Annotated in this window: 13 protein-coding genes; 6 read left to right on the plus strand and 7 right to left on the minus strand. The window is 57.8% G+C overall.

The window, feature by feature from the left end:
• Positions 1-32: 32 nt before the first annotated feature.
• The 7 genes from F2982_RS20595 to wrbA form a co-directional block, all read right to left on the minus strand.
• Positions 33-980: an adenylate/guanylate cyclase domain-containing protein gene (locus F2982_RS20595; RefSeq protein ID WP_246777625.1), complete on the minus strand. Its 948-nt coding sequence runs from the start codon at positions 978-980 to the stop codon at positions 33-35.
• A 249-nt stretch (positions 981-1,229) separates the two neighbouring features.
• A complete protein-coding gene (locus F2982_RS20600) occupies positions 1,230-1,862 on the minus strand; it encodes an NAD(P)H-dependent oxidoreductase (RefSeq protein WP_203430687.1) in 633 nt (210 codons plus the stop codon).
• Positions 1,859-2,071: a hypothetical protein gene (locus tag F2982_RS20605; protein ID WP_203430688.1), complete on the minus strand. Its 213-nt coding sequence runs from the start codon at positions 2,069-2,071 to the stop codon at positions 1,859-1,861. The genes F2982_RS20600 and F2982_RS20605 overlap by 4 nt, the downstream gene beginning before the upstream one ends.
• Before the next feature lie 95 nt (positions 2,072-2,166).
• A complete protein-coding gene (locus F2982_RS20610; protein ID WP_203430689.1) occupies positions 2,167-2,538 on the minus strand; it encodes a response regulator in 372 nt (123 codons plus the stop codon).
• Between the two features lie 69 nt (positions 2,539-2,607).
• Complete coding sequence (locus tag F2982_RS20615; protein WP_203430690.1) at positions 2,608-3,246, minus strand: response regulator; 639 nt, start codon at positions 3,244-3,246, stop codon at positions 2,608-2,610.
• Positions 3,247-3,386: 140 nt separating this feature from the next.
• Positions 3,387-5,633: an ATP-binding protein gene (locus F2982_RS20620; RefSeq protein WP_203430691.1), complete on the minus strand. Its 2,247-nt coding sequence runs from the start codon at positions 5,631-5,633 to the stop codon at positions 3,387-3,389.
• Positions 5,634-5,679: 46 nt separating this feature from the next.
• Positions 5,680-6,309, minus strand: a complete 630-nt coding sequence (wrbA, locus tag F2982_RS20625) for an NAD(P)H:quinone oxidoreductase (RefSeq protein WP_203430692.1) — start codon at positions 6,307-6,309, stop codon at positions 5,680-5,682.
• Positions 6,310-6,648: 339 nt separating this feature from the next.
• Between wrbA and F2982_RS20630 the strand changes: the two genes are divergently transcribed.
• The 6 genes from F2982_RS20630 to F2982_RS20655 all read left to right on the plus strand — a co-directional run bounded on the left by F2982_RS20630 (position 6,649) and on the right by F2982_RS20655 (position 13,068).
• Entirely contained in the window at positions 6,649-7,812 is a 1,164-nt protein-coding gene (locus tag F2982_RS20630) for a VOC family protein (protein ID WP_203430693.1), read from the plus strand.
• 34 nt (positions 7,813-7,846) lie between these two features.
• Positions 7,847-8,965, plus strand: a complete 1,119-nt coding sequence (locus F2982_RS20635; protein ID WP_203430694.1) for an iron-containing alcohol dehydrogenase — start codon at positions 7,847-7,849, stop codon at positions 8,963-8,965.
• Between the two features lie 15 nt (positions 8,966-8,980).
• On the plus strand, positions 8,981-10,339 hold the full coding sequence (locus F2982_RS20640) for an amidase (protein ID WP_203430695.1): 1,359 nt from the start codon (positions 8,981-8,983) through the stop codon (positions 10,337-10,339).
• A gap of 15 nt (positions 10,340-10,354) precedes the next feature.
• A complete protein-coding gene (locus F2982_RS20645; protein ID WP_203430696.1) occupies positions 10,355-10,783 on the plus strand; it encodes a CBS domain-containing protein in 429 nt (142 codons plus the stop codon).
• 99 nt (positions 10,784-10,882) lie between these two features.
• On the plus strand, positions 10,883-11,503 hold the full coding sequence (locus tag F2982_RS20650) for a glutathione S-transferase family protein (RefSeq protein ID WP_203430697.1): 621 nt from the start codon (positions 10,883-10,885) through the stop codon (positions 11,501-11,503).
• 104 nt (positions 11,504-11,607) lie between these two features.
• Positions 11,608-13,068 carry a mechanosensitive ion channel family protein gene (locus F2982_RS20655; RefSeq protein ID WP_203430698.1) on the plus strand — a complete coding sequence of 487 codons (1,461 nt, stop codon included), beginning with the start codon at positions 11,608-11,610 and terminating at the stop codon, positions 13,066-13,068.
• Positions 13,069-13,075 lie beyond the last annotated feature (7 nt).

Here is a 13,075-nt window from a genome sequence, read left to right on the forward strand (position 1 = left end):
GTCAACCGGCACCGCGGACATGTTTCCCAGCTTCAGATGTTCAGGGCGTGGACCTCGACCATTTCATCGAACCCCTTGACGCCGTGCATTCCAAGGCAGTCTGACTGGTCCGCGCATCCGGCCGAAGCGACGAAGTCTCCGGAAATCAACACGGGCCTCTTGAGCTTTTTGGTCAAGGTTTCGAGCCGAGATGCGAGATTGACCGCAGGCCCAATCACCGTGAAGTCCAATCGCCGCCGAGAACCGATGTTCCCGTACATGACTTCACCCACGTGAACCCCGGTCCCGAATTGGACGGGAAACTTCGTCGAGGTCCGGCGCGCGGACGCCTCGTATGCGGCCGTCAACGCGGCTATCAGTCTTTGACAAGCATTGGGACGATTGAGCGGGAACACGGCCAGCAAGCCGTCGCCCATGAATTTCAGGATTTCCCCGCCGAATTTCTCGATGGGATCGGCTATCAGATCGAAATAGTCGTTCAAGATGTCGATGACGTGGTCCCTGTGCTGGCTGCCTGATAGAAGCGTGAAGTTCCGTAAATCGCAGATCATGATCGCCGCACTCAAGGTCGTGCCGCTTCCGCGGGTTGTGGCTCCTTCGAGAATTTGCTCGCTTGCATGTGGACCGACATAGGTTTGCAGCAGTGTACGCGCCAACTGGTTTTTAAGGCGTATTTCCGAGATCAGCGAGAACAGGGGCAACGTGGCTTCCATCAACTCGACGTCTGTTGGCTCGAACCCCTGCGGACTATCGGTGGCGAAGGTGATCAGGTGACGACGGCCCTGAGTATGATCCATTGGCCAGGCGACGTAGTCGGTGTGGCCCTGATCGCGCAGCTCCTCGTAGACGGGGTACTTGTGGGGACCGTGTAGCTGGAGCACCTGCCGTATCTGACTGCCCGTCGCGAGCACGAAATGGAAAGGGCTTCTTAGAAAAACCTCAGTCGCCTCTACGTCATAGGCGACGTTCTGGATGTCCACACGGTCGTGACCTCTATGCCAAATGAGGCGTGTCCCCAGCCACTGAGGATGGTGAACTCGCAAGTGCAAGGTTGCGCGGCTCAATCCGATTCCCGCCTGCATTAGCCGTTCGCAGAGCTGAACGAATATTCGCTCGAGCGTCGCCTCATCCCGGAGGCCCTCCGAGAGCCAACTGATAACCTCCGATCGCCTATCGTGACTCTCTCTCATCATCTTCAATTTCCTTGCAAAGCCGTAGACTGCGTTTGACTACCAATACCGCGACCACAACGCCTGGATTGAACGGTGTCCGGTCTCTCTCGCGGCATCCAAGTTCAAGTCCAAGGGGTGACGAAAAGAGCCTGGATCGCCGCATACCTCGATCTGGTCGGGTAGGGGGAAAAACTCGATGCTTGTTACCCCCATCACCGCAAAGATCGTTCTTAGATACGGAATCAGGAAATCGGGGCCGTCCAGTGCCGCATTGCCACGCGAGAAGCTCACAAGCACAGGTCTGTCTACGAGCATCCCGACCATTCTATTGTCAATATAACGGAACGTTCTATCGGGCCTTACAACATGGTCGATCCAGGCCTTCAGCGGCGACGGAACTGTCAGATTGTGCATGGGCGTCGCGAGGACTATGGCTTCACTTCGAACAACCTCCTCTATGAGTTCATCAGACAGAGAATGTGATCCCGATGAGCCTACGACGTGGCCCGGAACACGAGACGACATCGAGAATTCGCGGTCGATATGGGGCATGTTTGAATCATTCAGGCATCTGACGGTGACTTCGACATTCCTACCCGAGGCCACCAATTCCTCGATCATCCGATGGGAGTTACGCGCGCTGGCGGATGCATGTCCGCGCGGGCTACAAATCAGATGCAAAATCCTCATGAACTTCCATTCTCTCGGTTCTCGCGTTCAAGCTCCTCATCCGACGGGCGAGGTTTGCCAAATGGAAATCCATCAGGATAGGCCTGCGGCGCGTACAAGGGAATGACGATGCGTTCAGCCTCCGAGGCTGTTCGCCGATCGCGGAAAATCACCTCCCACAGCGACTTCACCCGACGGATGAAGCGCCCGAAGGCTCGTTCGTCGAACACGTTGATCTACTCCTGTTTCGATAAGGAGGAACCTACGCCGTCCGGAGAAGGATATGCACTATACGTCAGTTTGACCGATGCCAGACCGGCGCGTCTCAGTGCCGGCTTTTCGTCGAGATGAAGGTGAGCAGGTCCGCTGAATTGATAGGCTTTTCGAGAAAGCCCGCCGCGCCTCCGCGGACTGCGGCGGCTCGGGTCCTGCTGTCGGCGAAGGAGGTCATGATACAGACCGGCGGGCCATCCTGGCGGATCAACGATTCCAGCAGTTGCAGCCCGCTCATCCCTGGCATTTTCAGATCAGCGAGCACGCAATGGACGTTATTGACGTCGCCGGATGCCAGGAATTCATTCGCAGAGCGGTAGGTCTTGCTGTCGATGCCCATAGCGTCAAAGAAGTCGTGCAGCGACTCCAGCAAAGACAGGTCGTCGTCAACGATGGCGACCGTAGTGTGTGGCTTGGAACGCATTGAACCTCTGATTGTGGAGCTGGCCATGGCTAGCCTGACATTGTTTCGGTGTCGGGAGGTTGAGATATCCTAGCTGACGAGTTCGAACTGCCGCACGAGGTCGGCCAGCGACTTCGCACGCATCTTTCTCATCACACTGCCGCGGTGAAGTTTCACCATGATCTCGCTGATGCCTAGTTCGAAGGCGATTTGCTTGTTCATCAGTCCACTGGCGACGAGCGCAAGCATTTGCGTTTCGCGCGGAGTAAGGGTCGCGACTCGCGATCTCACCTCCATTCGCTGGAACCTCAGCTGCAATTGACCCTGATCCAGAGCAAACGCGGCCTTTATCGCCTCTATCAGGTCGTACGTGCGAAGGGGCTTCTGTAGAAAGTCCACCGCGCCGGCCTTCATCGCCGTCACGCTGGTTGCCACGTCACCGTGTGCTGTCATGAAGACGACTGGTAGATCGAAACCATTGGCGCTCAGTTTGGACTGAAATTCGATACCGTTGACCCCAGGCAGACGCACGTCGAGCAGAACGCATCCCGACGCAGTCCTGGACGCGTTCTGTAGGAAGGACGGTGCATCTTCAAATGCCTCGGCATCTATGCCCAACGATTGGAAGAGGTCCAAAAGTGAAAGGCGCAGCTCTTCGTCGTCCTCCACGATGTGGACGATCTGCCGGTAGTTTGCCGGCGGTTCGACGGATTCGGCAACGTCTGCCATGACAGGTCCTCCAACCGGATTTGATGGCATCAGATTAGAGCGCATTCTACCACCTTCTCCCCCTCGAACAAGTAAACCAACGTTTGCTATCTATATGCAAATCAACGAGGAAATGTTTCAATTGCAACTTCCCGAGCCCGCTAGACGATAGGCAGTGTGACGTGAAAAACCGCGCCGACGCTTCCCTCGTTGTTAGCTGAGATCGTCCCGCCATGATCGCCGATGATGGACCGGCATATGGCAAGTCCCATCCCCATCCCATCTGCCTTCCGAGAGAAAAAGCCATCGAAAATCTTCTCGATGTCGTCAGCTCTAATTCCTCCACCGGTATCCCGCACTGTGAGCAGCACTTTGTCTCCCGACTGGGTCGTCTCTACCGAAATTTCTCGGGCGCGTCCGTTGCCCGCGGCAATCGCTTGAATGCCGTTGATGAGCAGGTTTACGATCACCTGTTGAAGCTGAACTCGGTCGCCGAGGATGCGTCTCAGGCCGCCCGTGAGACGGGAAGCGATCACGATGTGATGTGCCTGGCTCTCCGACCTTACGAACAGAACGGCTTCCCGCACGATATCGTTGAGATCGATGAAGTCGCGGACTGGGTCGGATTTCACCGCCATGTCCTTGATCCTGCGGATTACCTCGTTGGCTCGATGCGCGTTTTCCATGATACGCGCCATGATGGTCTTCACCTTAGGAAGGTTTGGCTCATCCCTTGTCAGCCAACGTATTCCAGTGTCGGCATCGGTCACAATCACGGACAGGGGCTGACGGACTTCATGGGCTATCGATGTCACCAGCTCGCCAAGTGCTGATATCCGGGCCGCGTGTGCGAAGTCTGCTTCGATCTTTCTCAGCTGCCTCTCGATACGACGTTGTTCGGTGACATCGATCATCATGATCAAGGTCTTGTCGAGTTTCTCCGGATACTGAGGAAACGTCACATAAAACAGGACATCGAGAAGCTCGCCATCGAACGCGAGGATTTTCATCTCCTCGGTGTAGTTTCGGCCGCCACCGAAGTGCGCCATCACCACGCGGGCGGCTGCGGCAGGTGTTCCGGCAAAGAGATAGGACACGTTTTGTAGAAAGTCTTCTCGACGGGTCCCGCGGAAAAGGCGCATCGCGCTTTCGTTGATCTCGGTGACAACAACAGCCTCGCTCGCGAAGCGAACTAGGTCGGGTTGGGATTCAAGATACTGCTCAATGTCGTCAATACCCGACGCCTTCAGCCTTTCAATCACGCCGCTCATGACTCGCGCGTCGACCTGCCAAACGGGGATGGGGATATTGTCGATCAGATGGCGATAGCGTTGCTCGCTCGCGGATATTTCCCAATAGGTTTCCGGATCGGTCCAGGAGCCGGTCACGCTGACCGAAAGCAGGGTAGGGTGCTCAGCACTGGAGCGCCAGACGGTCAGCGTATCAACTCCGACTGTCTGCCTGACGATTGGATTTTCGTGTTCCGACATCACCAGCACTGCAAACGTCATGTCGAGCAGCGCGTCTCTATGGTTTTTCGGCCAGCAGCGGTAGGCGCTCTTCCCGATGACGGAATTCGGGCTTTTCTCGTTTGCGAAGAGTTTGGCCGCCGTCAGGTTCAAATCTTTGATTTTGAGATGGTCGGCTATCAGGCGCGGATCAATCGACGACGCCTCCCTTGAGGCCGCCTTCTCCCCGCCCATCAAGTCACCGAACACCGCGGCGGCATCCGTGACATCAACACTCCAGACAGCGACCCAGTCCCGCTGAAAACCAACGGATTGCCCTTCCACTATACGGGGATCGGCTGGGCGGCCATACTCGATGAACGCACCGGCATGGCTTTCGGTCTCCGGACGAAACTTTATTCGTACATCGACGAGGACTGGCAAACCGTCGGGCTTCCGTCGCTGGACAATTCCCTGCCAAGCGCGCTTCGAAGCAATTTCCTCGAACGCCGGCGCATCGTCAGACGACCCGAAAATTTCTACGGCGGTCTTTCCAACAGCTTCGACATTCACGACGCCATAGAACAACTGGGACGCTTCGTTCCAATGAACGATGCGCCCTTCCATGTCGTAGATCACAATGCTTTCGTTGGAGACGTCGGCGATTTCAACGGTCAGGTCGTCTATGACGGGCCTAGAGAAATCGGCGTCGATCTTTGTCTGTTCGGCCATAACTCTTCTTCGAGAGCCGGAAGGCGGCTTTTGGATCGCTTCAGTCCGGGTCGTTCCGTTGGTTCCGTGGACGTTGTCGAGACGATGCGGTGCGGGTTGATGGAGGGATATCGTGAACGCAATGCGCTTTCCCGAGGTCACCCATCGCCAGCCAGATTTTGGCAATGCGGTTTGCCAGGCGACGAAGGAATGACCGATCCGGCCTTTGACCACGCGGTGCCATGCCATCCTCCTCGACGGAGAGTGCGCCTTGGGGCGCACCCTCATTGTGTTGTCAGGCTGCTGCGCCGGGAATCTTGGCGTGGAGCAAGCCGCGTGCCACGGAGGCGACGCGACGACCTTGGAAACGCGCGACGGCAAGATGATCGTCGTCCGGCTTCTGTGTGTCGCGGGCTGAAACGTGTGTCGCTCCGTATGGAGTGCCGGCCTTGAACATCGCAGGGTCGGCGTAGCCGAGCGGAACGATGATAAGCCCCAGGTGCGCCATCGGAGTGTAGATCGACAGCAGGGTGGATTCATTGCCGCCGTGCAGGGATGAAGTCGAGCCGAAAACCGATCCTACCTTGCCGTTGAGCTTTCCCTGGAACCACAGACCGCCGAGCCCGTCGATATACGCCTTGAGTTCGGAGGAAATGGAGCCGAAACGGGTTGGCGTGCCGAACACGATCGCATCTGCCCATTCGGCGTCTGCTTCGGTGGGGGCTTCGTACTTCTCGTTCATCGCATGGGCGTTCTCGCGCCAGCCAGGAACCTGGGACATGACGTCGTCGCCGACGAACTCGCGCGTCCGTCGAAGGCGCACTTCCGCACCCTCGTCGATGGCTCCCTGAGCGATCGCGTTTGCGAGAATTTCGGTGGAGCTGTTCCGCGAATAGAATGCGATTAGCACTTTGGGTTTCGACATGTCTGCCTCCGGCGTTGCTGCTGTCGGCCCGTGCCGAAGCGTTGACCGGAAAATGGCGAACCTGAGCGGCCGTAAGAAGCCGTCAAAAGCCAGAACGTGCGTCCAAAACTTTGGACGATCACCATGTGGATGTGTCAGTCCAGACGTCGAGCCAGCGGAAAATCGGCAACATTTGGCGCGAGTCCTTTCAGACCACACGCTGTTCACCCCCGCGCGTCCATGTTTTTGGACGCTCCGTCTCCCTTGGACCGACTTCTGAGTCAGCGGCGGTCGCTCTAGGGTTCCCCCCAATCGAGCCAGCGAAGGCCGAGAAGGAACGATAATTCGAAAAGGTGGAACATGAATCAGATGGTTATAAGAGGCGTCAGCAGCCAGACTTTCGTTGCGGCCAACATCAAGCGCACGGAGGACTTTTACGGCAGGGTTCTCGGTCTGCCGGTCGTCAAGCGGACAGTCCATCACCACGATGCTCGTCTGCCGATCGTTACCTTTGGTTTCCAGTTGTTCCAAGGCGAGCCGCAGCGCGGGGAAACCATCACCTATATCGAGTGGAACCCGATCTTCTACATGATGCCGGACCGCGGGTTCGTGGAACAGGCCGCCACGCGCGACGGCGTCGCGAACCCTCGTGTCGGTGATCCTAAGGGTCGCTGGGGTGCCGGGACGAACCATCACCTTGCATTGCACGTGCCGAACAGGGACGGCTTGCTCAAGTGGAAGCGCCGGCTCTCAGACCACGGCGTTCATGTCACTGGCCCCTACAACAGGCATTATTTCCATGCGATCTACCTGCGCGACCCGGACGGGGCCATCATCGAAATCGCCACGACGGAGCCGGGTTTCGGGCACGACGAGACCGTGCTCGGTTCCGGCTTCCGCCGCCAACCCAAGGAAAACCTTATCGGCGGCCGCGACGAGCTGCAGGTGGCGGCGGAGACATGGCCCCAGCCGTTGCCGCTCGTGACAGCAGATTTCGCACTTCGCGGCTTCCATCACATCACGTCGATTTCGAGCGACGCAGAGCGCACCGAGAACTTCTTCGTGGAGAAGGTCGGGCTGCGCCTCATCAAGAAGACCGACTATCTCGACGAGAAGGGCGGCACCCATTTCTACTACGCCTGCGACGAGGAGCTGTCGCCGGGCTCGGTGCTGACGTTCTTCGGGCTGCCTGGATACAAGAGCGGCAGGTTGGGGACCGGCCTTTCTCACCATTTTGCTCTGGAAGTCGAGAACGAGGCCGCTCTCGCCGACGAACATGCTCGTTTCAAAAAGATCGGCATCGAAGTGTCTTCAGTCCAGGACACGGTGTACGCGCGGCAGTTCCTGTTCCGCGATCCCGACGGCCATATCTGCGCGCTATCCACGCCGAACCGCTTTTCGGTCGACGAGGACGCCAGCCATCTCGGTCAGAAGCTTTGCCTTCCCGAACAGCTCGAAGGCGAGCGCCGGGAAATCGAACGGCACATCGCATACCGCCCGGCTCCGGTACCGGTACTGCCGTAGTCAATGATGGTTCCCGAGATGACAGGAGCAAAGCATGCAGCAGCTTGATTTTCTACCACAGGAAAAGGTCATCTGGGGGCAAGAGGTCCTGATCGATGCCATGGGGGCGCTCGGCCGCTATGGTATCGAGAAGCCGATCCTGTTCACCGTCGAGCCGCTGGCAGGGCTGGCGGAAAGGCTGGTTTCGGCGATCGGCTCCGAGGTGGTGGGTGAATTTCTGGACTTGCCGCCGCATGTCCCCGAGGCTGCCGTCAACGAAGCCTTGCGATCGTGCGAAAGTGCGGGAGCCAAATCGATCATCGCGCTTGGCGGAGGATCGGTGCTGGATGCTGCGAAGGCTGCGTCGCACTTTCACCATGTCCGGCATGGACGGTACCTACCCATCGTCGCGCTTCCCACCACGCTGTCTGGCTCCGAATTCTCGCACTACTTCGGTGTTACCGAGACTTCGGGGACCATGAAGTTCAAGCGTAGCTATGCCGTCAGGGAGACGGCACCGCGTGTCGTGATTATAGACCCCGAACTGATCCGAGGCACCCCAAGGACGTTATTGCTGTCGTCCGCCATCAAGGGGATCGATCATGCTGTCGAGGGAATGCGTCTCGTCGACGCGGATCACCCGCACGCTGTCCTCGCCGCAAGCGGCGCTCGGCGATTTCTGAGGGTTCTGAACAAATGGCCCTCCGGAGTCGAGACGAAGGAGGCGCTCAATGCGGGATCGATCACGTTGGATGACTTGCTCCAACTTCAGCTGGCTGCCTGGCAATGCTATTTCTTCCCGGCGTCGGTGATTTACGGGCTGAGCCATCGTATCGGACATATTCTCGGAGGGACGTTCGGCGTCCCGCATAGCGTCACGTCCTGCGTCACGCTGGCACCCGTGATCAGGGCCTGCGCCGGCTTCTATGGCGACAAGCTCACCATTTTTAATGACGAGGCATCGGGCGAAGACGCCGCGGCTGCCCTTTCCCGCGAAATCGCCGGGGCCGTGGAAGTCCTCGGACTACCCTCGAAACTGAGAGATGTCGGCGTCGACAAGGCTCAGCTCGCCAATGTCTCCGAGTTGTTGGTCGAAAACTACCCGCGGGAAGTCAATGATCTCGGAAAGGATGCCCAAGGCAAACTCGCGGACCTCCTTGAGAGCCTTTGGTAGGCCCGGGGGAGCGACATGGCCAAAACGATAGACGAAATGCGTTCAGACTTCTGCTCAGGCCTTCTCCTTCCGTCGGTAGCGATTGAGACGGCGATCGCCGCCGCGCAAGACTGCCGTTCCGAAATCAACGCATTCGCGGAAATCGATGTCGCCGGAGCTAGGCTCTCCGCGGCCGCATCTGACTACCGTTTTCGAGATCGTACCGCGCGGGCGCTGGAAGGCATTCCGGTGGCGGTGAAGGACCTGGTCGATACGGCAGGACTGGCGACCCGCTATGGTTCGTCGGCATATTCGAAAAACGTGCCTTCGGTAGACGCCGTTATGGTCCGTGCCCTCAAAGAAAACGGGGCAGCGATCGTAGGGAAGACCACAACCCATGAATTTGCTTGGGGCGTGACGACGGTCAGTGATCACTTTGGCGACACCCTGAACCCTTGGGATCACGAAAGAACTCCGGGCGGTTCGAGCGGTGGAATGGCCGCGGCCATTGCGTACGGGGCCGTGAGCGCGGGTCTAGGCACCGACACCGGGGGCTCGGTCCGCATTCCTGCTGCTCTTTGCGGAATAGTTGGCTTCAAGCCGACCTATGGGATGCTGTCTACAAAGGGCGTGTTCCCACTCGCTCCGTCGCTGGATCACGTCGGTATCATGGGCGGGTGCGTTGGTGATGTGAGAACGATAGCGAGTGCTCTCGGCATCGCGTGCGAAGACCAACCCTCGGTGGTCCGATATCGTTTGGGGATTGTCATCGAAGATGAAGCGCCGATGTCCGCTGACGTGCGACATTCGTTCGACCTGGCGTGCGCTACCCTAAAACCCTGCCACGACATGACGAGTGTCCATGGTCTGCCATCCTTCAAGCGGGGGTTCGAGGCATTTGGCGGCATCGTGCTCGCGGAAGGGGGCATGGTGCATTTCGGCCGGCGCGATATGGAGCAAATCCGTGCTTCATACGGCTCCGAGACTGCGGGCAGGCTCGCCTTGGCGGCTCAATGCACCATCGGAAGCTATGCAGACAGTCAACGAGCCCGACGAGAATTCGTTGGCCAACTCGAGATCGCGATGCAGGATTTCGACTTCTTGCTTCTTCCCACATGCCCTTGCACCGCTCCTGGACGCCGGACCGAGACGATCGAGATCGGTGCCTGGAAAGGCAGCATCCGGGAGGCATTGATGACCTATACCGCGCCTTTCAACCTAGCGGGATTGCCAGCGCTATCTTTGCCAATTCTTCCGGGGGTGACGGACGGGCTGCCGATAGGACTGCAGATCGTCGCCGGGAGGGGGCGGGATAGCGAGCTCGTCGCCTTTGCGGGACAGGTCGAGCGACTTCTTCGTGGAGACGCCACGGGCGTTCAGTCGAAATATCGATAACAGGGGGAGGACCAAATGTCGGTACATGCAATTTTGATGGAAAAGGGATGCGACGTCGTGACGGCGACGGGTAGCGACACCGTGCAGGATGCCTGCCGATTGCTCCACACCCACCATATCGGCGCAGTCATTATCGTTGATCGGGAAAACCGGATCGAGGGCATTTTCACCGAACGCGACGTCGTTGCCGCAATCGCGCAGCGTGGCATCTCCTGCATGGAAATGCGTCTGTCGGACGTCATGTGGAAGAATGTCTTTTCCTGCAACCGCACAACGAGCATCAATGGTCTGATGGACGCTATGAACAAGCACAAGGCGCGGCATCTGCCAGTCGAGCAGAACGGCCGGCTTGCGGGTATCGTGTCGATTGGGGATGCCGTGCGACATCACATCAAGGCTATCGAATACGAGGCAGAATACATACGTTCGTACATCGCCGGTTGAGCGTATTAGGACGAATACAAACCCAAATTTTATAGCCATACCTGTGGGTTAGGAGCTAAAGTGTGACTCGGTCCAGCAGCAAGGCGAGGGGAACACGAGATGCTTACGCTCTATGACAGCCGCTATTCCGGCAACTCATGGAAAATAAGAATTCTCCTCAATCAGCTGAAAATCCCGTTCGAGAGGCGCACGCTCGACCTGGAATCCGGTGAGACAAAGACGGACGCCTTCTATGCGTTGAACCGGTTTAGCCGCGTCCCGGTCTTGGAACTTGAAGACGGGCGGACGGTCGTCGAGTCAGCGGCCATTCTCCTCTACCTCAGCGAGGGGACAGAATACCTTCACAGCGATCCATACCTGCGATCTCAGGTGATCGGCTGGATGATGTTCGAACAAGGCGACCTTCAGAGGTTTCTTGCCATGGCCCGGGTCTACCACATTCGCGGCTTGGCAGACAAAATGTCCCAGCAAATCGAGCGCCTGCATACCGACGGATACCTCGGGCTTGAGAAGTTGGAGCGCTGGGTCGAAAATCACGATTGGCTGGTGGGAGATCGTTACACCGTGGCCGACCTTTCGGTCTTCACATATGTCTCTTTGGCTCACCAAGGAAAATATGAAATGGACCGTTTTCCCTCGATTGCCTCGTGGCTGGATCGAGTGAAGGCGCAGCCCGGGTGGATCGATATATTCGACCAGAGCCCCTACCAATTGGTTTAGTATCGGAACGGCCCTTCAAGGGATAGGAATGGAGCTAAAAATCCTCTGAGAGGCGATGGGGTAGAGCGATTTCCGCATGCGGCCCGTCGCGCATATAGGCTCCGATGTCTCAAGATACGTTTCTTCTTACCGTGCTGATCAATATACTCGGAATCGCGGGTATCGTCGTCTGGCACCTCCAGGGTCGGTCCCGGCCAAACGAGAGACTGGTCACTCAAATCGCCTTTTTTCTCGGGATGACTGCGACCCTCGTTTTTGCAGGCATTATGCCGTTTCGTTTCGACGCCCCGCATTTGGACGGAACCGGATCGCTCGTTGTCATCGCCAAGATACTATGGTGGACGCACCTGTCGTGGGCGACGATCGGCTTCGTTCGAATCTACATCGTTCTCGACGGGAGACCGAGAGAAGCAAGGCTCATCCAAGACCTCTTGGTCGCCATCGTCTACCTTGGAGTCCTTCTGTCGGTAATGGCGTTTGTTTTCGGCGTCCCGATCGGTACGCTCCTCGCCACTTCCGGCGTGTTCGCCATTATCCTTGGTCTGGCTCTGCAAAATACCCTCGGCGACGTCTTTTCGGGTATCGCACTGACGTTGGGAAGGCCTTACACGATCGGCGACTGGATTTTGCTGCCCGACCAAACGGAGGGCAGGGTCGTCGCGAGCAACTGGCGTTCGACTTACTTGCTGACGGGTGCCCACAATCTGGTGGTTATGCCGAACAGCGTTCTTGCCAAGCAAGGTTTGACGAACGTAAGCAAACCTGACGAGATGCACCAAATCGTATTGGGCGTGCGTATCGTCCCAATGCACACTCCGGCTTTCGTCGTCAAAGTGATGCTTGACGCCCTGAGCAGCTGCAACAGCATCGTCCAGGAGCCTCCGTCCAGCGTTTCCCTCATTGGGATAGACGCCTGCGCGATCGACATTCAGCTCTATTTTAAGGTCACCAGCCTTGCCCAACGAAGTGCCGCCAGGAACGAAGTCATCGATCTTGTATATCGGCATTGCAAGGCCAACGGCCTCGTTCTTGCCATGCCGCTGGGAACCCAGATTTTCCAGGACAGCCAGATCGCTGCTCCTGAAGTCTCGATCCTCACTTTGCTCGGATCGATCCCGCTCTTCTCGGATTTGACGGAGGACGAACGCGCGGCGATTTCCGCAAACGCAGCCGAGAGGAAGGTGGCCGCGGGGGAAGACCTTTTGTCGAAGGGAGCGATATCCAAGAACCTCTTGATCATTCGCGAAGGCGTTGCGTTGCGCCGCGACGAGGGGGAGATAGTGGCGAGACTTGCTCCCGGCGATATCCTTGGGGCCTTGGGCGTCCTAGCCGGCCAGCCTGAGGCCACCCAGTCGCTGACCCTCACTCCCGTCACACTCTTCGAGATACAGAAGTCGGTGTTTGACGAAATACTCGCGGGTAAACCTGGCTTGGTCGACGACCTCACGAGGCGGTTGCATCGGCATGGCTCGCACATCGAAGGCGGCCCACCGGCAACCATCCAGCCGGACAGTGGCCGTGTCGATCTCGTTCACGCGATAAGGAGTATGTTCGGAGGAGGCTAAGCTCGCA

It is taken from the genome of Rhizobium sp. BG4 (genome assembly GCF_016864575.1).
Taxonomy (GTDB): Bacteria; Pseudomonadota; Alphaproteobacteria; order Rhizobiales; family Rhizobiaceae; genus Rhizobium.